The sequence below is a fragment of the Microlunatus parietis genome (genome assembly GCF_013407955.1).
In the GTDB taxonomy this organism is placed as follows: Bacteria; Actinomycetota; Actinomycetes; order Propionibacteriales; family Propionibacteriaceae; genus Microlunatus; species Microlunatus parietis.
Genome location: NZ_JACCBU010000001.1, coordinates 5,839,065 through 5,861,775, shown reverse-complemented (window position 1 = coordinate 5,861,775; position 22,711 = coordinate 5,839,065). Strand labels below are relative to the sequence as shown.

General features: G+C 70.1%; 23 protein-coding genes. 8 read left to right on the top strand and 15 right to left on the bottom strand.

The window, feature by feature from the left end; genetic code table 11:
* Positions 1-30 precede the first annotated feature (30 nt).
* Together BKA15_RS28295 and BKA15_RS28290 are read left to right on the top strand one after the other, a co-directional pair.
* Positions 31-483: a MarR family winged helix-turn-helix transcriptional regulator gene (locus BKA15_RS28295; protein ID WP_179756650.1), complete on the top strand. Its 453-nt coding sequence runs from the start codon at positions 31-33 to the stop codon at positions 481-483.
* A gap of 2 nt (positions 484-485) precedes the next feature.
* Complete coding sequence (locus BKA15_RS28290) at positions 486-908, top strand: ester cyclase (RefSeq protein ID WP_179756648.1); 423 nt, start codon at positions 486-488, stop codon at positions 906-908.
* A gap of 18 nt (positions 909-926) precedes the next feature.
* On the opposite strand, the gene BKA15_RS28285 is transcribed toward BKA15_RS28290, so the two are convergent.
* The 5 genes from BKA15_RS28285 to BKA15_RS28265 form a co-directional block, all read right to left on the bottom strand.
* Positions 927-1,445, bottom strand: a complete 519-nt coding sequence (locus tag BKA15_RS28285; protein ID WP_179756646.1) for a hypothetical protein — start codon at positions 1,443-1,445, stop codon at positions 927-929.
* 109 nt (positions 1,446-1,554) lie between these two features.
* A complete protein-coding gene (coaD, locus tag BKA15_RS28280; RefSeq protein ID WP_179756644.1) occupies positions 1,555-2,019 on the bottom strand; it encodes a pantetheine-phosphate adenylyltransferase in 465 nt (154 codons plus the stop codon).
* A 5-nt stretch (positions 2,020-2,024) separates the two neighbouring features.
* Positions 2,025-2,612: a 16S rRNA (guanine(966)-N(2))-methyltransferase RsmD gene (gene rsmD / locus BKA15_RS28275; RefSeq protein WP_179756643.1), complete on the bottom strand. Its 588-nt coding sequence runs from the start codon at positions 2,610-2,612 to the stop codon at positions 2,025-2,027.
* A gap of 13 nt (positions 2,613-2,625) precedes the next feature.
* Positions 2,626-4,866, bottom strand: a complete 2,241-nt coding sequence (locus BKA15_RS28270) for an ATP-dependent DNA helicase RecG (protein ID WP_179756641.1) — start codon at positions 4,864-4,866, stop codon at positions 2,626-2,628.
* The gene (locus tag BKA15_RS28265; protein WP_179756639.1) at positions 4,863-6,353 is read right to left on the bottom strand and encodes a DAK2 domain-containing protein; all 1,491 of its coding nucleotides are present in this window, start codon (positions 6,351-6,353) and stop codon (positions 4,863-4,865) included. Before BKA15_RS28265 ends, BKA15_RS28270 begins: the two co-directional genes overlap by 4 nt.
* Positions 6,354-6,511: 158 nt before the next feature.
* On the opposite strand from BKA15_RS28265, the gene rpmB reads away from it, so the two are divergent.
* Positions 6,512-6,700, top strand: a complete 189-nt coding sequence (rpmB, locus tag BKA15_RS28260; protein ID WP_179758754.1) for a 50S ribosomal protein L28 — start codon at positions 6,512-6,514, stop codon at positions 6,698-6,700.
* A 145-nt stretch (positions 6,701-6,845) separates the two neighbouring features.
* Here rpmB and BKA15_RS28255 read toward each other — a convergent pair whose 3' ends face one another.
* From BKA15_RS28255 to BKA15_RS28235, 5 genes are all read right to left on the bottom strand, one after another.
* Complete coding sequence (locus BKA15_RS28255) at positions 6,846-7,511, bottom strand: aminoglycoside phosphotransferase family protein (protein WP_179756637.1); 666 nt, start codon at positions 7,509-7,511, stop codon at positions 6,846-6,848.
* Positions 7,508-8,497 (bottom strand): phosphotransferase, encoded by a 990-nt coding sequence (locus tag BKA15_RS28250; RefSeq protein ID WP_179756635.1) that lies wholly within the window; start codon positions 8,495-8,497, stop codon positions 7,508-7,510. Before BKA15_RS28250 ends, BKA15_RS28255 begins: the two co-directional genes overlap by 4 nt.
* Before the next feature lie 2 nt (positions 8,498-8,499).
* Positions 8,500-9,339, bottom strand: coding sequence for an NAD-dependent epimerase/dehydratase family protein (locus BKA15_RS28245; RefSeq protein ID WP_179756633.1), 840 nt, complete (start codon positions 9,337-9,339; stop codon positions 8,500-8,502).
* Positions 9,279-10,964 (bottom strand): ribonuclease J, encoded by a 1,686-nt coding sequence (locus BKA15_RS28240; protein ID WP_179756631.1) that lies wholly within the window; start codon positions 10,962-10,964, stop codon positions 9,279-9,281. The genes BKA15_RS28245 and BKA15_RS28240 overlap by 61 nt, the downstream gene beginning before the upstream one ends.
* Before the next feature lie 2,090 nt (positions 10,965-13,054).
* The gene (locus tag BKA15_RS28235; protein WP_179756629.1) at positions 13,055-13,603 is read right to left on the bottom strand and encodes a GNAT family N-acetyltransferase; all 549 of its coding nucleotides are present in this window, start codon (positions 13,601-13,603) and stop codon (positions 13,055-13,057) included.
* A gap of 23 nt (positions 13,604-13,626) precedes the next feature.
* Here BKA15_RS28235 and BKA15_RS28230 point away from each other — a divergent pair, with 23 nt between their 5' ends.
* On the top strand, positions 13,627-14,577 hold the full coding sequence (locus tag BKA15_RS28230; protein ID WP_179756627.1) for an aminoglycoside phosphotransferase family protein: 951 nt from the start codon (positions 13,627-13,629) through the stop codon (positions 14,575-14,577).
* Here BKA15_RS28230 and BKA15_RS28225 read toward each other — a convergent pair.
* Positions 14,561-15,040, bottom strand: a complete 480-nt coding sequence (locus BKA15_RS28225; protein ID WP_179756625.1) for a DUF3291 domain-containing protein — start codon at positions 15,038-15,040, stop codon at positions 14,561-14,563. The two genes, BKA15_RS28230 and BKA15_RS28225, sit on opposite strands and share 17 nt — an antisense overlap.
* Before the next feature lie 32 nt (positions 15,041-15,072).
* Complete coding sequence (locus BKA15_RS28220) at positions 15,073-15,699, bottom strand: helix-turn-helix transcriptional regulator (protein WP_179756623.1); 627 nt, start codon at positions 15,697-15,699, stop codon at positions 15,073-15,075.
* 57 nt (positions 15,700-15,756) lie between these two features.
* Here BKA15_RS28220 and BKA15_RS28215 point away from each other — a divergent pair, with 57 nt between their 5' ends.
* Positions 15,757-16,062, top strand: a complete 306-nt coding sequence (locus BKA15_RS28215) for a glycosyltransferase family 2 protein (RefSeq protein WP_179756621.1) — start codon at positions 15,757-15,759, stop codon at positions 16,060-16,062.
* Positions 16,063-16,175: 113 nt separating this feature from the next.
* Here BKA15_RS28215 and cds1 read toward each other — a convergent pair whose 3' ends face one another.
* A complete protein-coding gene (gene cds1, locus BKA15_RS28210; RefSeq protein ID WP_179756619.1) occupies positions 16,176-17,270 on the bottom strand; it encodes an L-cysteine desulfhydrase Cds1 in 1,095 nt (364 codons plus the stop codon).
* Between the two features lie 209 nt (positions 17,271-17,479).
* Between cds1 and BKA15_RS28205 the strand changes: the two genes are divergently transcribed.
* Positions 17,480-18,553 (top strand): 3-deoxy-7-phosphoheptulonate synthase, encoded by a 1,074-nt coding sequence (locus tag BKA15_RS28205; protein ID WP_179756617.1) that lies wholly within the window; start codon positions 17,480-17,482, stop codon positions 18,551-18,553.
* Here the strand turns inward: BKA15_RS28205 and BKA15_RS28200 are convergent.
* Positions 18,537-19,259 carry an LmeA family phospholipid-binding protein gene (locus tag BKA15_RS28200; protein ID WP_179756615.1) on the bottom strand — a complete coding sequence of 241 codons (723 nt, stop codon included), beginning with the start codon at positions 19,257-19,259 and terminating at the stop codon, positions 18,537-18,539. The genes BKA15_RS28205 and BKA15_RS28200 overlap by 17 nt on opposite strands.
* Positions 19,260-19,270: 11 nt before the next feature.
* Positions 19,271-20,014, bottom strand: a complete 744-nt coding sequence (gene dapB, locus BKA15_RS28195; RefSeq protein ID WP_179756613.1) for a 4-hydroxy-tetrahydrodipicolinate reductase — start codon at positions 20,012-20,014, stop codon at positions 19,271-19,273.
* Between the two features lie 202 nt (positions 20,015-20,216).
* On the opposite strand from dapB, the gene BKA15_RS28190 reads away from it, so the two are divergent.
* Complete coding sequence (locus BKA15_RS28190; protein ID WP_179756611.1) at positions 20,217-20,825, top strand: PadR family transcriptional regulator; 609 nt, start codon at positions 20,217-20,219, stop codon at positions 20,823-20,825.
* 8 nt (positions 20,826-20,833) lie between these two features.
* Complete coding sequence (locus BKA15_RS28185; RefSeq protein ID WP_218871609.1) at positions 20,834-22,639, top strand: sulfatase; 1,806 nt, start codon at positions 20,834-20,836, stop codon at positions 22,637-22,639.
* Positions 22,640-22,711 lie beyond the last annotated feature (72 nt).

Below are 22,711 nucleotides of genomic sequence, written 5' to 3'. Positions count from 1 at the left end.
AGGTAGGTAATAGTGAACTATACTCACGATATGGCGAGCCCGACCGAACTCCTTGATCAACTGCTGGCCTTGTCGATCATGATCGACAAGGACCTGACGGCCACGCTCGGGAAGGACGGGCTGACGCTGGCCAGGACCCACCTGATGTGGGAACTGCACCGGTCCGGCCCGGTCACCCAGCAGCGGCTGGCAGCCGTACTGGAGGTCAGCCCGCGGAACGTCACGGCGCTGGTGGACGGGCTGGTGGCCAGCGGGCACGTGAGCCGGGACCGGCATCCGGAGGACCGGCGCGCGTTCCTGATCACGCTGACCGAGCACGGCTCGGCAGCGATGGCCGCGATGGCCGTACGGCACGAGGAGTTCGCGGAGGCCCTGTTCGGACCGGTCTCAGCCAGGGATCGAGCCGCCACGGCACGGGCGCTCGATCACGCGAGGACCCGGCTCGCCGCACTCATGGATGAACACCACAGAGAAGGAAGTTGATCATGACCACGACGACCACCGACCGCAACGCCGAACTGCTCCGGCAGGCGTTCGATCACCTGAATGCACGAGATTTCGAGGCCTGCAACGCCCTGATGGTCGAGGACTTCGCGATCAACATCGCCGGGGCACCGAGCCCGCGCTACGGGCTGGACACCTGGCGGCAAGGGATCGAGATGGCGATGCAGGCGTTTCCGGACCTCCGCGCCGAGGTCAAGGACTGCTTCGCGGCCGGCGACCGGGTGGCCGTCCGGCTGGTCTTCCACGGGACGCACACGGGTGAGTTCCTGGGGATTCCGGCGACCGGTCGCGCGGTGAGCTACGACAGCAACGAGATCTACCGCGTGGTCGACGGCAAGATCGTCGAGGAGTGGATCTGCTCGGACCTGGCCAGCCTGATGAGGCAGCTCACCGCGTCCGAGTAAGCGATCAAGGAGGGAGGGTCAGCCGGCGCTCTGGATCCGCGGCATCTGCATGGTGTGCTGCGTCTGGTCCGCGTCCAGGTCGCTGCGCTCGGCCAGCCGGAGCCGGGCGGTCTTCACCTGGCTGGTGGTCTTGTGCAGGACGGACTCGAAGCTGGCCATCCGGGAGTCGATGAAGCCGTCCGTCTCCCGGCGCAGCGCCTCGGCCTCGGCCTCGGCCTCGGACCGGATCCGGTGCGCAGTCTCCTCGGCGACCCGGACGATCTCGCTGTGCTGGGCGAGCTCGAGGGCCTTCTCGCGGGCGTCCCGGATCATCCGGGCCGCCTCGGCCTCGCCCTCGGCGATCTTGGCGTGGGACGCGTCGATGACGGCCTGCGCCTCCTCGATCTCGTCCGGGAGGTGTTCGATCACGTCGTCGATGGCACTCAGCACCTCGCCGCGGTTGATCACGCAGGACGCGGACATCGGCATGGCCCGGGCCTGGGCGATCATCTCGCGGAGCAGAGTGAGTTTCTCCTCCACCGTCTCTCGATCAGCCATGATCCCCCTTGCTCGCTTTCGACAAATGACCACTCAACATGCAAACGAGCAGAGTCCCCCGACTCGTGCCCACTGTGATGGTACGCCCGTTTCGGCCGGGTCGCGCCATTCACGCCAACCGGTCGACCACCGGCCGTGGGACGAACGCCGTCACGTCACCACCGTAGCCGGAGATCTCCCGGACCAGGGACGACGAGACGAAAGACCACTCCGGCGCCGACGGCAGCAGCACGGTTTCGACGCCGGTGAGCCGGCGGTTCATCTGGGCCATCGGGAACTCGTAGGTGAGGTCGGCGCCGGTACGGACACCCTTGACGATGGTGCCGATCCCGCGCTGCCGGCACAGGTCGACCAGCAGGCCGGTGAACTGGATCGCCTCGACGTTCGGCAGGTCCCGGCACGACTCGGCGACCAGCTCGACCCGCTCCTCGACGGTGAACCGGCCCTTCTTGGCCGGGTTGTGCCCGATCGCCACGATCAGCTCGTCGAACATCCCGGCCGCCCGGCCGATGACGTCGAGATGCCCGAGCGTGATCGGGTCGTAGGAACCGGGGCAGACCGCGCGACGTACCACGCTCCTCACGCTACCGGTCGGCTGAACGTGGACAGCACGGTCTCGCCGTAGCGCCGCGTCCCGACCTCGGTGTACGGGCTCGGCGGGGTCAGCTCGGGCGAGCGGCGGGAGCGTTCGACCACGATCAGTCCGTCGTCGGCGACCCAGCCGTGGCCGACCAGGTCCGCCAGCACGGCGGACAGGTCCGGGCTGCCGAGTTCGTACGGCGGATCGACGAAGACGAGGTCGTACGCCAGCGGCGCCGGACCCTTGACGACCTGCTCGACCCGGCCGGCCCGGACCGCCGCCCGGGCGCCGAGGGAGGCGATGTTGGACCGGATCACGCCGCGCACGGTCCGCTGATCGGCCTCGACCATGAGCACCGGATCGGCGCCGCGGGATGCCGCCTCGAGCCCGACCGCGCCGGAGCCCGCGTACAGGTCGAGGAAGGAGAGCCCGGCCAGCGACTCCCCCGCGTCACCGCCGGCCCCGGCCCAGGACGCGAGCATCGCGAACAACGCCTCGCGCGCCCGGTCCGTGGTCGGCCGGGTCCGGTCGCCGACGGGATGCTTGAGCCGGCGGCCGCCGTACCGTCCGGCGACGATCCGGCTCATCCGGCGAGCGCGTTCATGTGCGGTCCAGCCAGTCGCCGGCGGCGCGCCGCTCGACCTGGGCGACCAGGTCGGCCAGGCCCGGCCGCTTCAGCTCGGGGTCCTTGGCCAGCTCCCGTTCGGCCAGCTCGCGGGCCCGCTCGATCAGGTCCCGGTCGTCCAGCACCCGGAGCAGCCGCAAGCTGGACCGGACGCCGGACTGGCTGGCGCCGAGGACGTCGCCCTCGCGGCGTTGCTCGAGGTCGATCTGGGCCAGCTCGAAACCGTCCCGGGTCGCGGCCACCGCGGCCAGCCGCTCCCGGGCCGTGGTGTCCGGCGGAGTCCGGGTCAGCAGCAGACAGACACCCGGGTGCTCGCCCCGGCCGATCCGGCCGCGCAGCTGGTGCAACTGCGAGATGCCGAACCGGTCCGCGTCGCAGATCACCATCACCGACGCGTTCGGCACGTCCACGCCGACCTCGATCACCGTGGTCGAGACCAGCACGTCGAGGTCACCGGCGGCGAAGGAGCGCATCGTCTCGTCCTTCTGGTCCGCCGGCTGTTGGCCGTGCAGCAGCCCGACCCGCAGGTCCTTCAACGGGCCGGCGGTCAGCTCCTCGTACAGGTCCTCGGCGGCGATCGCCGGCTCGGCGTCCTCGGGGGTCGGCAGGTCCTCCCCCGTCCGGCCGCTCTTGCTCTCGGCCGAGATGCGGGCACAGACGATGAACGACTGCCGGCCGGCCGCGGCCTCCTCGACGACGCGCTGCCAGGCCCGGTCCACCCAGGCCGGCTTCGCCTTGGCGTCGACCAGCACGGTGGAGACGTCGGCCCGCCCGGCCGGCACCTCGGTCAGGGTCGACACCTCGAGATCGCCGAAGACGGTCATCGCGACCGACCTCGGGATCGGGGTGGCGGTGAGGACCAGCACATGCGGCCGCAACTCCGCCTTCGCGGCCAGCGCGGCCCGCTGCTCGACGCCGAACCGGTGCTGCTCGTCGATCACCACCAGGCCGAGGTCGGCGAACTGGATCCGCTCGCCGAGCAGGGCGTGGGTGCCGACGACGATGCCCGCGTCGCCGGAGGCCGCCCGAAGCATCGCCTCCCGCTTCTGGGCGGCCGACATCGAGCCGGTGATCAGCGCGACCTCGGTGCCGCCGGCCGCCCCGGCGAGCAGCCCGCCGCCGTGGGCCAGGTCGCCGAGCAGCTTGGTGATCGTCTGGAAGTGCTGGGCCGCCAGCACCTCGGTCGGCGCCAGCAGCGCGGCCTGGCCGCCGGAATCGATCACATTCAGCATCGACCGCAGCGCCACGACCGTCTTGCCCGAGCCGACCTCGCCCTGGAGCAGCCGCTGCATCGGGTAGGGCCGGCTGAGCTCCTCCATGATCACGTCGGAGACCTCGGTCTGCCCGTCCGTCAGCCGGTACGGCAGCCGGGCGTCGAACGCGTCCAGCAGTCCGTCCGCCCGCCGCGGTCTCGGGGTCGCGCCGTGCGACCGGGCGTCGGCCCGGCGCCGGGCCATGGTCAGCTGCAGCGCGAAGGCCTCGTCGAACTGCAGCCTGCGCCGGCCGTCCGCCGCCTCGGCCTTGGTCGCCGGCCGGTGCACCGCGCGGAACGCATCGGTCAGGCCGATCACGCCCGCCTCCAGCCGCAGCGCCGGCGGCAGCGGGTCCTCGACGTCGTCCAGGAAGTCCAGCGCCAGCCCTATGGTCGCGGCGATCGACCAGGTCGGCAGCTTCGCCGTCTGTGGGTAGAGGCCGAGCAGCTTGGTCCCGGTCACCTTGGCCAGATCGGCGTTGCGTTTCGCGCCGGCGATCACTGCGCCGTTCTCGTCGATGATCACGAAGTCGGGGTGGGCCAGCTGGAGCGCACCGTTGAACTCGCGGACCTTGCCGGCGAAGATGCCGCGGGCGCCGGGCTGCAGCACCCGCTGCCAGTGCATGATCAACGGCGGCTTGCCGAAGAACGCGAGCTTGAGCCGGCCCTTCCGGTCGGTGATCGTCGCCTCCAGCCGCGGCTTCCGGGCCGAGTAGCCGGGGCCGCTGTCCAGGTTGTACGCCCGCGCGTCCAGCACCTCGGCGACGACGGCCACCTCCTCGCCTGGGGTGAGGGCGGACAGCTCACTGAGCTCCGTACCGTCCATGTAGCGGCGCGGCATGTGCATCAGCAGGTCGCCGACGGTGTTGATCTTGAGCTTCTCGAACGGCGTCGCCTTGCCGATCACGGACGACAACTTCGTCTCCAGCCGGGCGAACGTCTCGGTCTGCCACTCCCCGATCATGGTTCGACCCCGATCAGGAAGGCGTCGCCGCGATGCCGGCCGGTGAGCAATTCGACCTCGGCGCCGGGATAGGCGGCGGCGATCCGGCGGCCAAGATCGACATTGAGCGACGCGGCGGACGGGTCGGCGATGACCGTGATCAACTCGGCCCGGCCCGCGGCCAGCCTGGTGATCATGGTCCAGGCATCGTCGGCCGAGCCCGCCGATCCCGTACGCACTCGGGAGGCGGCGCTCCGCATCGCCGCAGCGGCCTCGGCAAGCCCGGCGGTCGGCTCGTGCACCGCGAGCGCGGAAAGTGCCGGCACCGACCCCTCGCAGCGGACCAGCTCGACCCGGCGGTCCCGATCGCCGATGTCGATCGCCGTCCGGGCGGCCGGCTCGGCGACCCCCGGCAGCACGATGACGGCCTCGGTCCCGGTGCGGGCCAGTGCGGCGGCCAGCCGGGCCGGCAGCGGCTCGGCCGGGTCGGAATCGTCGTACGGCAACGGTTCGCTGCCGTGGGCCCGGACCAGGTCCTCCTGCCCGGGATCGTCGATGATCACCAGCGGCCGGCGTCCGGACGGCGCAGGCTGCTCAGCGAGCGGTGTCACCCGGAGCGCGCTGACCGTGCCAGCGGCGAGCCCGGGCGCGATCGCCCGCGCCGGCCGGGTCAGGTGGGCATGGACCTTGGCCGTCCGGCTCGGCGCCGAAGGAGAACCAGCCCCGGTGGTCACGACGACCACGCTAGCGGCGAGCTCGGACAGTCGGTTCCGGAGCCGGTCCAGCGCGACCGCGTCGGCGCCGTCGAGCAGGTACATCACCTCGTACTCGCACGAAACGGCCGGGCCGGCCGCCGGCGTGCCGCGCTCGGCCGTGGGAGCCGGCAGCGGCTTGGCCCGGTCGCCGCCGAGCGTCTCGACCAGCGCCCGGAGCAGCAGCAGATAGGCCAGCCCGCCGGCGTCGACGACCCCGGCGGCGCGCAGCACCGGCAACTGGTCGGTGGTCCGCTCCAGGGCCTCGCTCGCCGCCCGTTCGGCGGTCCGGGCCACCCGCAGCGGATCGTCTCCCGCCCCGACGGCCGCGTCGGCGGCGGCCGCCGCAACGGTCAGCACGGTGCCACGGACCGGTTCGGCCACCGCCGACGTCGCCATGGCACTCGCCTCCCGCAACGTCGTGGCCAGCCAGCGGCCACAGCTTCCGCCGGATCCGAGGTCCGCCAGCCGGGCGGCGGCGACCGCGATCATCTGGCCGATCACCGCACCCGAGTTGCCGCGCGCCGACACCACCGCGGCGCCGGCCAGCGCGTCCGGCCCGGCCACTGCGGCGTCGACCACGGCGGTCAGGGTGAGCGTGACGTTGGTCCCGGTGTCCGCGTCCGGTGCCGGGAAGACGTTGATCGCATCGATCGCCGGCGCCGATGCGGCCATCAGGTCCCGGGCACAGCGGAGCCAGTCGACCAGAGCGGCGTAGGCCGGCTCTGGCACCATGGGCCGTGATGGGATGGACACGCTCCTCACCTTATTGAGCCGGTCGCGGCAGCGGCGGCTTCCACGCAGGCGAGGGCTCGATTCGCTCTGGCCTCGGGCGATCGGGTACGATTCAGCGGTTGCCCGAGAGGGCCGACCGCTTCGCTGACCGTACCGAGAACGTTTGTGGGAGAAATCCAGTGGCTGCCGTATGTGACATCTGCGCCAAGCGCCCCAGCTTCGGCAACAACGTGCCTTGGTCGAAGAAGAAGACCAAGCGTCGTTGGAACCCGAACATCCAGCGGGTGCGGGCCGCGGTTCCCGGCGGCTCCACCAAGCGCGTCAACGTGTGCACCTCCTGCCTGAAAGCCGGCAAGGTCGCTCGCTGACCCCAGCTTCATCATCAGGCCCGTTCCGTTCGGAGCGGGCCTTTTCCTTGTCAGGGGACTCCAGGACGAGGTACGGGCTCGCGGTCAGTGGAGCAGACCTTCCGAGATCGCCAGGCGGAAGTCGTAGTTGCGGGTCCGCGGCACGTCACGGCGGCTCAGGTCCCACAACAAGGCGGTCACGGCCCGGGCGTGAACGCAGCGGCGGGTCAGGCTCGAAGTGCAGGATGTTTCCCTGGTGGAGATCGCCGTGCATCATGGTCGCCGTCCGGTCTTCGCCGAGATCACGTACGGTCTCGAGGGCGGCACCGAACACCCGCCCGGTCAGCGGGAACCCGGCGGCCCGATGATCATCGTGCAGCTGGTGCTCCCACTCCGCGGTGGTGTCGGCGAGCCGGTTCATTCCGTCGGGCGCGGGCACCGCCAGCCGGGCCGACAGCTCACCGCCGATCGTGATTCCCTCGTCGACGCCGACGTCGAGCTGCCGGTCCCCCACCCGTTCGAGCAGCAGCGCGAAACCTTCCGGATCGCAGTCGAGCAACCGCACCGCGCCGTCGCCGTTCCACAGCCGGAGCGCCTGGTGCTCGTCGGCGTTGCCGGGATGCGGTGGGGAGATCTTGATCACCGCGGGCCCGTACGGCGAGCGGACCGGGATCACGATGGCCACGCCGCCCGCACCGACCTCTCCCTCGAGCTCGCAGTCCCAGCGAGCGAGATAGCCGCGGGCGAGGTCGGGGAACCCGGCGACCCAGTCCGCGACGCCGTCGACGTCCTGCCGTGCCAGCTCGACGAACCGTTCGGGAATCTTGATCATGCGGCGCCGCCCAGCCCGGCGAGTGACTCGGGATAGCCCGCGTGCCGGCGCAACTCGTCGTCCGGCATGTAGGGGATCAGCCGGTGCCACGAGTTGTAGCGGTGCAGCCGGGCGACGGTCAGGGCCGGCCCGATCAACTCGCGCAGCTCGTGCGCCGGTGCCAGCGCGGTCCACCCTTCGACGTAACGTTCGACCAGTCGCCGGATCCGCGGGTCGTCCCGGCTGCACTGCCAGGCTTGGGCGATCCGGTGCAGCGCCACGTCCAAGACACAGAACGGGTGGCTCCACACGGCGTCACCGAAGTCCAGGAACCGGAGAGCGCCGCCGGGCGATGCGACGGTGTTGGACGGCTGGACATCGTTGTGCTGCAGGGAATCCGGCAGCGGCAGCCCGGCCAGCCGTCGCGCCGCCTCGGTGATCACCGCGCTGTTCCGGCCCGCCGCGGCGATTACCTCCGGTCCGACCCGGGACGGATGATCATGAGGCAACCTGGTGAGCTCGCGTAGTTGATCTTCGAAGTGCTCCGCGGCCCGGGACACCGGCAGGGCCGCCAGCCCGGTCCCGACAAGATCATCGCGATGCCCGGCCAGGGTCCGCTGCAGTTCCCCGTACTCGACGAGCACCCGGCCGTACGTCTCGTCCGTCACGTCGCGTCGCTCAAGCGTCGGACCGCCGTCCGGGGTCAGCAGCCAGCCGCGATCGGCGTCGACGGCCAGCGGCTCGAGCACACGTCCCGGCACCAGCTGAGCGAGTCGCTCCACCAGTCCGGCTTCGAAGCGAACCGGCGGGCAATTCTCCTTGAACCAGTAGCCTCCGCCGCTCGTCGGCACCGTGAGATGCACCGACCAGGGCCGAAGCCGCGCCGGTTCGATCGGGCCGGTCTGCCGCAGGCCGGCATCGGCCAGCCGCGCCGCGATCCAGTTGTCGGCCTGCGCACGCCAGGCTTCGCTCCCCCACCGCGTGATCAGTGCCGACCCGCCGGACACGGTCACTGGTCCGGGTCGGCGAGCCAGAGCCGGCACCGTTGCGGTTCCGGTGCACCGCCGGGCAGGCCGTCGCCGGAGACCCGCACCCGCGGCTGCCAGCCGAGCTCGCGGCCGGGACCGACGTCGTAGCGCGGATTCGGGCCGTCGGAGGCACCGAAGTAGCTGCCGAAGCGGCGGTCGGTCTCGAGCGAGGCGGTGACCAGGGTGCGCAGGTCCTCGTCGGCGAGATAGGCGCCGGCGTCCGGACGCCAGGTCAGCGGGTGGCCGACCAGGGCGAACCGCAGGCAGACGACGTGGGCGTCGGCGATCTCGTCGGCGTACAACCGGGCCTGCACCTCCATGGCACCCTTGCTCGCACCGTACGGGCAGCACGGCCGGACCGGCCAGGACGGGTGCACCGGCCAGTCCGCCGGCGAGTTGTAGCCGCCGCAGGCGTGCACCGAACTGGCGATCACCAGCCGTGGCACGCCACGCCGTCGGGCCGCCTCCAGCAGGGTGGCGGTGCCGCCGACGTTGACGTCGTACAGGTCCGCCGGGTCGGCGCCGGGGCTGGCCAGCCCACCGAGGTGCACGATCGCGTCGACATCCTCGGTGAGCTGGTCCACGTACCCGGCGTCACGCAGGTCACCGGGCAGGAAGGTCTCCCCGTCGACCGGTGGCGTCGGCGGCTGCCGAAGATCAGCCAGAACGACCTCGCCCCGGTCCCGCAGCAGTGGGCGGAGCAGTTGCGCGACCACGCCGGCGCCGCCGGTGAGCAGCAGCCGACCGTGCGTGATCATGGTCAGGTCGGAATGATCAGCGGAATGATCATCGGCCGGCGACGGTGGGTGTCGCTCACCCACTTGCCCAGCTGCCGGCGCATCACCTGCTGCAACCGGTGTACGTCCTCGACCCCGTCGCGCAACGCGTCCTCGAGCGCGGTGACGATCAACGGCCGTACCTCCTCGAAGACGCTCTCGTCCTCGACGAAGCCGCGGGCGTGGATGTCGGGCCCGGAGATGATCTTCTGCGCATGGGTGTTGACGACCGCGATCACCGAGATGAACCCTTCCTCACCGAGGATCCGGCGATCGGTCAGGGCGTCCTCGCTGATGTCGCCGACGGTGGAGCCGTCGACGAAGATGTAGCCGGCGTCGATCTTGCCGGTCACCCGCGCGACGCCCTTGACCAGGTCGATCACGGTGCCGTCCTCGGCGATGATCGTCCGCTCGGACGGTACGCCGGTCGCGATGGCCAGGTCGGCGTTGGCGATCAGGTGCCGGATCTCGCCGTGCACCGGCATCACGTTCTTCGGCTTGATGATGTTGTAGCAGTAGAGCAGCTCGCCCGCGGACGCGTGGCCGGACACGTGCACCAGCGCGTTGCCGCGGTGCACCACCTGGGCGCCGAGCCGGCTCAGCCCGTTGATCACCCGATAGACGGCGTTCTCGTTGCCGGGCACGAGCGAGCTGGCCAGCACCACGGTGTCGCCCGCCTTCAGGCTGATCACCGGATGCTCCTTGTTGGCCATCCTGGCCAGCGCGGAGAGCGGCTCGCCCTGCGACCCGGTGGAGATGATCACCACCTGATCCGGTCGGTAGTTGTCGATGTCCCGCAATTCGATCAAGGTGTTGTCCGGCACCTTGAGATAGCCCAGATCGCGGGCGACACCCATGTTGCGCAGCATCGAGCGGCCGACGTACACCACCTTCCGGCCGTGCAGGACGGCCGCGTCCATCACCTGCTGCACCCGGTGCACGTGGGAAGCGAAACAGGCGACGATGACCCGTTGCTTGCTGGTGCTGAAGACCCGCTGCAGTGCCGGGTTGATGTCCTTCTCCGGCGTGGTGAACCCCGGCACCTCGGCGTTCGTCGAGTCGATCATGAGGAGGTCGACGCCTTCCTCACCGAGCCGGGCGAAGGCGCGCAGGTCGGTCAGCCGGCCGTCGAGCGGCAACTGGTCCATCTTGAAGTCGCCGGTGTGCAGGACCAGGCCGGCGGGAGTCCGTACGGCGACGGCGAGGGCGTCCGGGATCGAGTGGTTGACCGCGATGAACTCGAGCTCGAACGGCCCGGCCGTGAACCTGCTGTTCGCGCTCACCTCACGAGGATGCGCGCCCCGGATCCGGTGCTCCCTGATCTTCTCCTGGACCAGCGCCAGGGTCAGCTTCGACCCGATCAGCGGAATGTCCGGCCGCTGTTTGAGCAGGTACGGAACCGCACCGATGTGGTCCTCGTGCCCGTGCGTGAGCACCAGCCCGACGATGTCGTCGAGCCGATGGGCGATCGCGTCCAGGCCGGGCAAAATCAGATCGACACCGGGATGATCGTCCTCGGGAAACAGCACTCCGCAATCGATCAACAAAAGCTGGCCGCCGTACTCCAGCACGGCCATGTTCCGTCCGACGTCGCCGAGGCCGCCGAGCGGGATGATGCGCAGACTTCCCGACTTCAACTTCGGCGGGGTCTGCAAACTTGAGGCTGCCACAAGGACGAACGTTACAAGAAGCGGAGTATCCGGCGAACCAGCGGGACCCACGGCCCGAGCGCGCGGGACGAGGCGAGGTCGGCGGGCGAGACGAAGCGAAGCCGGCAAGGCAAAGGCCCGAGCGGGCCAAGGAGAGGCCCGGGAGCGAGGCGAGGCGACGCGGTCGCGCGGGCAAGCCGGGTGGGCGCGACGGCCGAGCCGCGCAAACCGGACCGAGGCAAGGCAAGGCCGGCGAGCCAGGACAAGACAGACCGCTCGCGCTGGGCAAGCGCGGACGGGCGCGGACGGCCGAGCGAGCAAGCCGGCGCGAGGCAAGGCGAGGTTGGCAGGGCGAAACGAAGCAAAGGGCCAAGGCAAAGGCCGGAGCGGGCAAGGGGAGGCCCGAGAGCCAGGCGACGCGACGCGGTCGCACGGGCAAGCCGGGGCGGGCGACGGCCGAGTCGAGCAAACGCGGCGCGAGGCAAGTCGAGGGCTGCGGGCGAGACGAAGCGAAGCCGGCAAGGAAGGCCGGACCGGACAAGGCGAGGGCTGCGAACAGGGCGAGACGAAACGTCGCCTGGCAAGCCAGGGCGGGCTCGACGGCCGAGCAAGCCGGCGCGAGGCAAGGCGAGGTCGGCAGGGCGAGTCGAAGCAAAGGGTCAAGGCAAAGGCCGGAGCGGGCAAGGGGAGGCCCGAGAGCCAGGCGACGCGACGCGGTCGCACGGGCAAGCCAGGCAGGCGCGACGCCCGAGCCCAACAAACCTGCGCGAGCCAAGGCAAGACCGGCCAGCCAGGACGAGACGGGGCGGTCGCGCGGGCGAGCCGGGGCGGGCACGAGGGCCGAGCGGAGAGTTCCGGCGTGAGGCGCAGCAGCCGGAGCGAGACGGTCAGCGCGAGGCGCTCGCTGGCGCTGGACGAGCATCCGCACACACGCCCGGTCCTGACCGGGGAGCGAAATGCTGTGGCTTTTCGACAGGGAGCGATGAAGCCGGACCACACCCCGAGCTGCGATGGGGCCTGGGCCTTCGACAAGCTCAGCCCGAATCGACGCGGCCGGCGTTGCCGAGGTGCGGGCGCAGTTCACTGAGCGGATTTGACTCACTGAGCGGACGGTTTGACCTCGGTTTCGGCGGGTTCTGCCGGTCAAGCGGTCCGCTCGGTGATGGTGAGGCTGCGGTGGTGAGGCGACAGTCGCGGTATGCGGATGCGGAGGTCGGGGTGTCGCGATTTCTCTTCGCATCAACGGCTACAACGTTGTACCGGCCCGTTGCGGTCGACATCAAGAGGTTTCGCGACATCACCCGGGCAGGAACAGCGGCCGGTGGTCCGGGGTGCCGGCAAATGACGGGCAGCGGTGGGTCCGGCTCAGGGAGCGGGTGAGCGATGCGTGTTAGGCCCGGGTCGCTCCATGCGCACCGAGTCGGGATCCATCGCTCAAGTCCGCCGGGCCGGACCGTTGATCATGGTGGCCGGTGGCCGGCGTCCGGCAATTCCCTGCCCCGTCCGTCCAGCCAGATGCCCGCGTAGCTCGGGTCGTTGACTCATCCGAAGATGCCCGGGTGGAGGTGAGTTTGCCGCGGCGCTCGACCGACGACCTCCGGTCCAGAGGTCACTCTAGAACCGCCGGCCGCCCCCAACGGCCCGCCTTCACGCCGAGCGGGACGAGCTCGGGCGGGCGGTCAGCGCCGGGGATGGCTGGCCCAGGACGAGCGTCCACACGACGCTGGCCCAGACCGGGAGCGGATGGTTGGGCACCTCGACAAGGGGCTGATGAAAGACGAACCGCGCTGGGGCTTAGCCCTTCGACAAGCTCACCTCAGGCCTCACCGCGACTTCGACCCCGACACCAACAACCCGCGAACCGCACCCGAACACCCAACCCAACCCAACACCCAACCCAACGCCGCGGGGGCCTGCGGGGGCTCGGCCCCCGCATAGAAACAACGAACCCCCTAAGGGAAGCCGCAAACCGCGGCGACCACAGGGGGTTGGGGTGAGTCCGCGGTTACCTGCTCGGGGGTTCAGGTAACCGCGGACTCGTGATGAGGATCTTGCCAGTTCTCTTGAGATCGCACAAGTGGCAATCTTGAGCAATTCCTGAGCCGCTCGGGTCACTCCTCGGCGATGGCCGCGTGCAGCCGGATCTGCTTGATCCGAACGGCCTCGTCGTCGGTGCCGATCTCTCGATGGCCGCCGTCCGGAGCCCAGCCGGCGGCGGTCAGGAAGCTCCGGAAGTCGTCCTGGGTGGTCATGATCCAGAGCGTGGCGCGGGTGAAGCCGTCGGCCCGCAGCGTGTCGACGGCGGCGTTCAGCATTCGCGAGCCGTGGCCGCGGTTCCGGGCGGCGGGGTCGATGGCGAATTCGTCGATCAGGCCGTCGCCGGCGGCGTCGGCGTCCGGGTCGTCGCTCGGCCTGGTGGTCGCGAACCCGGTCAGCCGGTCGGACTCCACCGCGACCAGGACCCGGCAGCGGGCCTGCGGCGGCCGGGCGATCGCGGTGTGCCAGGCTTCGGTGGCCTGCTCCTGGCTGATCGCGTCGAGCATCGGCTGGGCCAGTTCCGGACCGAGTTGATCAAGCCAGACGCGGCGCTGGATCTGGGCGATGGCGTCGGCCTCGCCGGGCAGCGCCAGTCGGACCGAATCGGCGATCTCGTTGTTCACCAGCCCGACGCTACAGTGACGCGGTGACCGGATCCGACGCCGACCTCGGCCGACCACCGTGGGAGCTTCCGGAGACCTACCGGGAGCAGGTCGCCGCCATGCCGGGCTCGGCCGACTGGCTGCCGACCCTGCGCGACATCGCGGCGCGGTACGCCGAGCGCTGGGGTCTGTCCCCGGACGGCCCGGCCATGCACGGCTGGATCTCGCCGGCCTGGCCGGTGGTCGATTCCCACCAGCACAAAGCTGTGCTCAAGATCACGCCACCGGTCAGCTGGATCGACGGCGAGGCCGCCGCGCTCGAAGCCTGGTCGAAGCAAGATCATCGCGACGGCGAGCCGAGGATGATCATCCCGGCGGCAGTGGCGCCCGAGGATCGGGTCGTCCTGCTCCCCCGGCTCGATCCGACCCGATCGCTCGAAGATCATCCGGACGTCGACGAAGCGGTCGAGATCATCGGCCGGATCCTGGCCAGCATCGCCGGCACGCCACCGGTACCGGGCCCGGGCACCCTGGCCGCCGAGCTGGATCAGATCGCGGACGGCCTGGCCGACGACGGACCGGTGCCGGCCGACCAGCTGGATCGGGCTCGCCGAGCCATCGCCGAGTTGCGTGATCATCTTGGGACCACCCGACAGACCCTGTTGCACAACGATCTTCACTTCGCCAACGTCCTGCACGCCCGGCCCGGCGACAAACCCGCATGGTTCGGCATCGACCCGTTCCCGCTGATCGGCATCGGCGAATGGGAGGCGATCCCGCTGCTGCGCAATCGGTGGCCGGCGGCGGCCGCGAGCGGCGACCCGGACCGTTCACTCCGGCGCCGGGTCGATCAGCTCTGCGAGATCACCGGGTACGACGCGGAACTGGTCCGCCGTTGCGCCCAGATCGTCGCCGTGTCGAACCTGCACTGGATCCTGCCGGACCGCCGTGATCATCTGCACGCCTCGGCGTACTTGATCATGGCCGGTTGGTGATCACCTCGGCCGCGGCCGGCGGATGGATCTCCCGGAACGAGAACGCCTCCGGCGTCGACCCGTACTGCCGAAGCAACGCGAGCCGCCGTACCGCGTCGTCGACGGTCGGCAACTGGCCGACCGGCAGCCACCACAGCACCGTCGAGGGTTCGCCCGGGCGCGGGCGTTCGAACCAGTCGGTACGGCGGCGCAGGTAGTCGAGATGATCACTGCGGAACACGTAGTTCCGCAGGGATTCGACGTCCGTCCAGACCGAGAGGTTGATGATCACGTCGGCACCGAGCGGGCGCAGCGACGTCGCACTTACCGCCGAGTCGTCGACCAACCGCCAGACGTAGCCCGGTGAGCGTTCGGCGAGGGCATTGATCGGCGCCAGGTTGGCCGTGAAGTCGATCATGCGGGGGTCTTCGAGCGGGAACTTCAGGGTGCCGACGTTCAACTCGGCGAGGTGGTGGCTGCTCACCGCTTCACTTCAGCACACCAGCAATCTCTATGTCAATCAGTATTAGTTTTAGAAATCGCCACGCAGCACAGGCCGGGCCTGGCGTCCATTGCGGCTTCGAAACCGGTCCCTTCGAGCAGCCCCTCGAGCAGGCCGAGATTCATCCCGCAGACCAGGGGCGGATAGGCCTCGGCCAGGACGTGGAAGGGACAGTTCCGCAGCCGCAGGACGCCCTCGTCGTCGAACGGCTGATAGCCCCGGGCGACCAGCAACTCGATCACTCCGGTGTCGGGCTCGCGCAACGCCCGGCCGCGGGCCCGAGCGGCCTGCTGCAGCTCGATGTCGAGGCGGGCCTCCTCGGCCACCTCGGCCAACAGGTCCGCGGCGATCCGGTAGTCACGCGGCGGCACCGAGAGCTCCAACTCGGTCCCGGCTCGCCGGTACAGCTTCGCCGGGCGCCCCGCGCCGGGTCCGGATCGCCCAGTCAGCCGGCGACTCTCGGTCTCCAGCAGTCCCGCCTCGACCAGCTTGTCCAGGTGGTGCGCGGCCAGGGTCCGCTGGATACCGACCGCCTCCGCCGCCGCGTTCCGACTCACCGGCTCCGGTTCGCCGGCGACGAATTCGTACAACCGGCGTCGCACAGGTTCCTGCAGGACGCCGATGACGTCGATGTCCTTCACCCGGTCAGTCTAGGAAACCGATCGACGCCGGGACGTCGCGACGCCGACGATGGCGCGATGAGGATCGCCGCCGTACTCGTCAATCACAACACGTCCGCGTACGCCGAGCTCGCGATCCGGTCGCTGTTCCTGCAGCACCCGGGCCTCGACCTGACCCTCACCGTGTACGACAACGGCTCGACCGACGACCGGACCGGGCTGTTGGCGGCAGCCCGGGCGCACGACGTCGCGGTGATCGATTCGGGCTTCCCGGTCACGACACCGGGCAACTCGCACGGTGAGGTGTTGCGCCGGTTCGCCCTCGATCCCGCCCAGCGGGGCGCCGACCGGCTGCTGTTCCTGGACTCGGACATCTGCTTTTGATCATGCACGCCTTCGCGATCTCCTACCCGGACGAGTCCAGTCCGCTGCTGCCGCAGAAGGAGGCCCGGCGTGATCACTGGCTGACGATCATGCGGGACCGCGACGGAGCATGATCACGAAAGGTCGGGATCGAACTCGCCGGTCGCCTCGAACTTGGCCAGCCGGGCGGCCGGCTCGGTCAGGTCGAGACCTTGATCATCGACCCAGCCGTCGTCGTAGTACGTGCCGGCATAGCGTTCGCCACCGTCGCAGAGCAGGGTGACCACGCTGCCGGTCGCACCGTCGGTACGCATCCGGGCGATCACGCCGAGCGCCGTCCAGACGTTGGTCCCGGTCGAGCCACCGACCTTGCGGCCCAGCCGGTCCGAGGTCCAGCGCATGGCGGCGATCGAGGCCGCGTCTGGCACCCTGACCATGTCGTCGATCACGCCGCCGACGAAGGACGGCTCGACCCGCGGCCGGCCGATCCCCTCTATCCGGGACGGCATCCCGGTCGTGTAGTCCGACGTGTCCAGCTGCCAGCCGTCCAGGAACGCGGAGTTCTCGGGGTCGCCGACCATGATCTTGGTCGGGTGGCGCCGGTAGCGGACGTACCGGCCGATCGTCGCGGAGGTGCCGCCGGTGCCGGCGCTGACCACGATCCAGGCCGGGATCGGATGCGGCTCGGCGGCCAGTTGCTCGAAGATCGACTCGGCGATGTTGTTGTTGCCGCGCCAGTCGGTGGCCCGCTCGGCGTAGGTGAATTGATCGAGGTAGTGACCGCCGCACTCCTCGGCCAGCCGGGCCGCCTCGGCGTACATCTCCGGCGCCCGGTCGACGAAGTGGCAACGACCCCCGTACCACTCGATCAGGGCGATCTTCTCCCTGCTGGTGCGGCGCGGCATCACCGCGACGAACGGCAGCCCGAGCAGCCGCGCGAAGTAGGCCTCGCTGACCGCGGTGGAGCCGCTGGAGGCCTCGATCACCGTCGTGTCCCGGCCGATCCAGCCGTTGCAGAGTGCGTACAGGAAAAGGGATCTGGCCAGTCGGTGCTTCAGGCTGCCGGTCGGGTGCACCGACTCGTCCTTGAGATAGAGCTGGATGTCGCCGACCTGTTCCGGCAGTGGGAACACGTGCAGATGGGTGTCGGCACTCCGGTTCGCGTCGGCCTCGACCCGGCGCACGGCCTCGTCGATCCACGCCCGGTCGGTTCGGTCACAGCTCGCCACGGCTTCAGGGTATGCGCTACAGTCGTCGCCGTGAGTTGTCGTTGGCAGGCGTATTTTGGGTTGGCTCTGGAGGAGCCCGCCGCCTAGTACGCACGCCTGCGAGACCTCCAGAGCCAACAAGGCAGAGACCGATGTCTCTGCCTTTCGTCATTCCTTGACGGGTTGGCAGCGGAGACTCACCAGCCCGTCGGACAACCGATAGGACTGTCATGATCAAGACCCACGATCTGCGGATCCGTGGCTTCGAACCCCTGCCGTCGCCGGCCGAGCTGCGCGGACGGCTGCCGCTGAGCACCGAGACCGAGGGGCTCGTCACGACGAGCCGGCGCGAGGTCGAGGCCGTGCTGCGCGGCGACGACGACCGGCTGCTGGTCGTCGTCGGCCCGTGCTCGGTGCACGATCCCGACGCCGCGCTGGAGTACGCCCGCCGGCTGGTCGCCGAGGCCGAGCGGCACGCCGACCGGCTGCTGATCGTGATGCGGGTCTACTTCGAGAAGCCGCGCACGGTCGCCGGCTGGAAGGGCCTGATCAACGATCCGCACCTGGACGGCACCCACCGGGTGGCCGAGGGGCTGGAGCTGGCCCGCAGCGTGTTGCGCGACATCACCGCGCTCGGACTGCCGGTCGGCTGCGAGTTCCTGGAGCCGATCAGTCCGCACTACATCGCCGACGCGATCAGCTGGGGCGCGATCGGGGCCCGTACCACGGAGAGCCAGGTGCACCGCCAGCTCGCCTCGGGCCTGTCGATGCCGATCGGCTTCAAGAACGGCACCGACGGCGATGTCGGCGTCGCCGTCGACGGGGTACGGGCAGCGGCGCAGAGCCAGGTCTTCTTCGGCGTCGACGACTCCGGCCGGACCTGCGTCGTCTCGACCACCGGCAACGAGTACGGCCACGTCATCCTGCGCGGCGGCCGGACCGGGCCGAACTACGACTCGGCCTCCCTGGCGGCCGCGGCGGCCAAGCTCACCGCGGCAGGGCTGCCCGGTCGGGTGGTCGTCGATGCGAGCCACGCCAACAGCGGCAAGGACCACGTCCGGCAGGCCGAGGTGATCGGCGAACTCGCCGGCCAGATCGCCGCCGGCGACCCGATCTCCGGGGTGATGATCGAGAGCTTCCTGGTGCCGGGCCGGCAGACGCTGACCGATGCCGGCCGGGCCGGCCTGGTGTTCGGCCAGAGCGTCACCGACGCCTGCCTCGGCTGGGAGCAGACCGAGACCGCACTCGACCTGCTGGCGTTCGCGGCGACCCGGCGCCGGGGCGGCGTCAGCGCGCGATGCTGATGTCGCGCCCGGCCAGGCCGAACTCCAGCCCGGACTCCCGCGCGGTGACCGCGGTCAGGGCGAGGTCGAACGGCAGCTGAGGCAGCGTGAACGAGCGCAGCAGCGAGCTGAGTAGGACGTCGACCAGGGTCTGCGGCAGGTCCACGCCGCCGACCTTGAGCTGCGGCTCGATCAGCGACAGCCGGCCGGATTCGATCACCGGCCGGCCGGTCAGGGTGCCGGAGACGGTCTGGCCGCCGACCGGCGCCGTGAAGTCGATCGTGACCCGGCCCTCGGGCACGTACCGGATCTCGGCGCCGCCGAGCGAGCTGAGCGAGGCGTAGTCGGCGAAGGCGGTGCCGTTCACCGTGCCGGCGGTCAGCTGCCGGTCACCGATCCGTACGTCGTCCAGGGCCAGGTCGAGGCGGTCCAGGGTTCCGGAGGCGCTGGCGCCGGTCACCGGAATCTGCTCGGCGCTCAGGTTCACCCGGCCGAACCGCTGGGCGACCAACTGGGTCAGGAACGGGACCTCGGCGACCTCGACCTTCGGCCGCTCTGCGGTGCCGATCCGCTCCTGTAGCCGAGCGCCGACCTGGTCCTCGGCGACCCGCTCCCCGATCCGGTCGGCGGCCACCACGAGACAGACCAGCACGATCAGGGCGATGATCAACACCGTCAGCGGCCGGCCCCGCCGCCGCGGCTTGGGCGGCGGTGGCTGGATCGTCATCGGAGGAATCGTCATCCGCCGAGACCCAGAATCGATTCGATGCCGACGGTCAGCCCGGGCCGCGAGGGTACGGCACGGACGGCGGCCACCACGCCCGGCATGAAGGAGACCCGGTCCAGCGAGTCGTGCCGGATCGTCAGCGTCTCGCCCTCGGCGCCGAACAGGACCTCCTGGTGGGCGACCAGGCCGCGCAGGCGCACCCCGTGCACCCGAATCCCGTCGACCTGGGCGCCGCGGGCTCCCGGCACCTCCTGGACCGTCGCGTCCGGCGGCGCGGCCAGGCCGGCGGCGGCCCGCGCCTCGGCGATCTTGCGGGCCGTCGTGCTCGCCGTACCGGACGGTGCATCGGCCTTGCCGGGGTGGTGCAGTTCGATCACCTCGACGCTCTCGTAGAACGCGGCCGCCTGCTGCGCGAAGTGCATCATCAGGATCGCGCCCACCGAGAAGTTGGCGGCCACCACGATGCCGACCTCGGGCTTCGCGGCCAACTGCTCGCGGAGGGTGGCCAGCCGGTCGTCGGTGAAGCCGGTGGTGCCGACCACGGCGTGGATGCCGTGCTCGACGCACCAGGCGAGGTTGTCCATCACCGCGTCCGGATGGGTGAAGTCGACGATCACCTCGGCGCCCTCGACCGCCGACCGGTCGTCGCCGACATCGATGCCGGCGACCAGATCGAGCCCGTCGGCGGCCTCGACCGCCCGGCACACCTCGGCACCCATCCGGCCCCGCGCACCGAAGACCCCTACCTTGATCATCTCGCCCTCACGTTGGTTCGGTTCAAGGGGACGACCCCTTTCCAGCCCCGCACCGCTCCGCGGGATTCAGGTCCGGTTCAGCACGATATAGGGTCCTGCCGCCGGAGTCGGACCGCCTCGCGGCTCTTGACATGACTACTCCACAAGTGGAACCCTCATTCCATTCCACTTGTAGACTACTCTCCCAACGACGGGATCGGCGATGAAGCTCGAATACATCCTGCTCGGAGTCCTGCTGGGCCGCCCGCGGACCGGCTACGACCTGAAGAAGTTCCTCGACGCCCACGGGCGCTTCCTGCGCTCCAACACGCAGATGAGCCAGGTCTACCGATCACTGACCGCGATGGCGGAGCGGGAGTGGGTCAGCTACCGGACCGAGAGCCGGCCCGGCGCGCAGGACGCGAAGATCTTCCGGGTCACCGCCGAGGGCGCGACCGTGTTCCTGGACTGGCTGACCGGGCCGTATCATCCGCCGACCCGGTTCGAGGATCCCGAGTTCGGCGTCCGGCTGCACTTCGCCGGCTTCCTCACCGTTGATCAACTTCTGGCGCTGCTGGACACCGAGCTGGAGGCCCGGCAGCGGCAGGTCGCGAAGTACCGGTTCCGGGACCGGACCGAGGTCTTCGAGCCGGAAGTGCCGTTCGACGCCGAGCTGGCGGTCGCCCTCAATGATCGAATGCACCAGTACGGGGCGGCCGCGATCGACCAGCACATCAAGAACCTGATCGAGCTGCGGGCCGACCTGCTCGACGGCAGGCTTCCCGTACGTACTCCCGAAACCGACCCCGACCGGAAGGCCAGCACCCGATGAGAGCGATCATGATCATGTTCGACAGCCTGAACCGGCACTTCCTGCCGCCGTACGGGTGCGACACGATCATCGCGCCGAACTTCCAGCGACTGGCCGAACGCACGGTGACGTTCGACAACTGCTATGCCGGATCGCTGCCCTGCATGCCGGCCCGGCGGGAGTTGCACACCGGCCGGTACAACTTCCTGCACCGCAGCTGGGGGCCGTTGGAACCGTTCGACGACTCGATGCCGGAGCAGCTGCGGCAGGCCGGCATCCACACCCACCTGACGTCGGACCACCCGCACTACTGGGAGGACGGCGGCGCGACGTATCACACCCGCTACGGCACCTGGGAGTTCCATCGCGGCCAGGAGGGCGACCCCTGGAAGGCCGTCGTCGACGAGCCGACGGGGCCCGGGAACCCACGTGGCGGGATGCGCCGGCAGGACAAGATCAACCGGCGGTACATGCCGACCGAGGCCGACCACTGCCAGACCCGGACCTTCGACGGCGGCCTGGAATTCCTGGAGACCAACGTCGACGCCGACCACTGGTTCCTGCAGATCGAGACGTTCGACCCGCACGAGCCGTTCTTCTCGCACCAGGCCTACAAGGACCTCTATCCGCACAGCTACGACGGGCCGGAGTTCGACTGGCCGGAGTATCGGCGGGTCACCGAGCCCGAAGATCAGGTCCGGCACGCGCGGTACGAGTACGCGGCGCTACTGTCCATGTGCGACCGGTCGCTGGGCCGGGTGCTCGACTTCATGGACGCCCACGCGATGTGGGACGACACGATGCTGATCGTCAACACCGATCACGGATTCCTGCTGGGCGAGCACGGCTGGTGGGCCAAGGTGGTGCAGCCGTGGTTCCAGGAATTGGTCCATCTGCCCTTGTTCTGCTGGGATCCGCGACGCCGGCAGGCCGGCGTGCGGAGCGACGCGCTGGTCCAGACGATCGACCTCGCGCCGACCTTGATCAACTTCTTCGGACTGCAGCCGCCGGCCGACGTGCAGGGAGTTGATCTTGCCGCGGTGCTGGACGGCGACGCGCGTCGCGAGGCGGCACTGTTCGGCGTGCACGGCGGCCACGTCAACGTCACCGACGGCCGGTACGCCTATCTGCGCGGGCCGCGGCGGTCCGACAATGCGCCACTCGAGCAGTACACCCTGATGCCGACCCACATGCGCGGCCGGTGGAGCGTCGACGAACTGACCGACGCCGAGCTGGCGCCGCCGTTCGGCTTCACCAAGGGCCTGCGAACGCTCCGGACGGCCCGGTCCACACTGCTGAACCCGTACGCCTTCGGGACGCTGCTGTTCGACCTGGAGAACGATCCCGGCCAGCTGAATCCGTTGGTCGACGACGAGCTCGAGCAGCGGATGGCCGGGCTGCTGGTGGAGGCGCTGCGGGCGTCGGATGCGCCGGCCAGCCAGTACGAGCGGCTGGGGCTGCCCGCCGAGGGGCCGGTCACGAGCGAGCACCTGCTGGCGAGGGAACAGGCGGGGCGGGCCGCCGACGCGGTCGTGCCGCTGCCGCCGCTGGACGACTTCACCGCCGGGACGTACGGGCTGCACACGCCGATCGTCGAACTGCTCGCCGTGCCGGCCGCGGCCGCGGTGATCGCCGAGCATCTGCCGCAGCTGCACCAGACGGAGTTGATCACCGCCGTCGCCGGAACGTCGATCCACGAACTCGCTGCCTCCGTGCCGATTCCCTATCGGACGCTGGCCGCGGTCGCCGATGATCTTGCCTCGCTCACTCCTCCACCGCTGAAGGATGATCATGACCAGTCTCAGAACGGACGCGCCGGAACCCACCGCCCGTAGGCCCAGGACCGATCGGGTCCCATACCGCTGGCGCAACCTCGCCACGATGACCGGCGTCACGGTGATCGACAA

What these genes read in the sequence shown, in the direction of transcription:
- BKA15_RS28295 (WP_179756650.1), top strand. Translation starts at nt 31, where the DNA reads ATGGCGAGCCCGACCGAACTCCTTGATCAACTGCTGGCCTTGTCGATC.
- BKA15_RS28290 (WP_179756648.1), top strand. Translation starts at nt 486, where the DNA reads ATGACCACGACGACCACCGACCGCAACGCCGAACTGCTCCGGCAGGCG.
- BKA15_RS28285 (WP_179756646.1), bottom strand. Translation starts at nt 1,445, where the DNA reads ATGGCTGATCGAGAGACGGTGGAGGAGAAACTCACTCTGCTCCGCGAG.
- rsmD (WP_179756643.1), bottom strand. Translation starts at nt 2,612, where the DNA reads ATGAGCCGGATCGTCGCCGGACGGTACGGCGGCCGCCGGCTCAAGCAT.
- BKA15_RS28270 (WP_179756641.1), bottom strand. Translation starts at nt 4,866, where the DNA reads ATGATCGGGGAGTGGCAGACCGAGACGTTCGCCCGGCTGGAGACGAAG.
- BKA15_RS28255 (WP_179756637.1), bottom strand. Translation starts at nt 7,511, where the DNA reads ATGATCAAGATTCCCGAACGGTTCGTCGAGCTGGCACGGCAGGACGTC.
- BKA15_RS28215 (WP_179756621.1), top strand. Translation starts at nt 15,757, where the DNA reads ATGAGGATCGCCGCCGTACTCGTCAATCACAACACGTCCGCGTACGCC.
- BKA15_RS28205 (WP_179756617.1), top strand. Translation starts at nt 17,480, where the DNA reads ATGATCAAGACCCACGATCTGCGGATCCGTGGCTTCGAACCCCTGCCG.
- BKA15_RS28200 (WP_179756615.1), bottom strand. Translation starts at nt 19,259, where the DNA reads ATGACGATCCAGCCACCGCCGCCCAAGCCGCGGCGGCGGGGCCGGCCG.
- dapB (WP_179756613.1), bottom strand. Translation starts at nt 20,014, where the DNA reads ATGATCAAGGTAGGGGTCTTCGGTGCGCGGGGCCGGATGGGTGCCGAG.
- BKA15_RS28190 (WP_179756611.1), top strand. Translation starts at nt 20,217, where the DNA reads ATGAAGCTCGAATACATCCTGCTCGGAGTCCTGCTGGGCCGCCCGCGG.
- BKA15_RS28185 (WP_218871609.1), top strand. Translation starts at nt 20,834, where the DNA reads ATGATCATGTTCGACAGCCTGAACCGGCACTTCCTGCCGCCGTACGGG.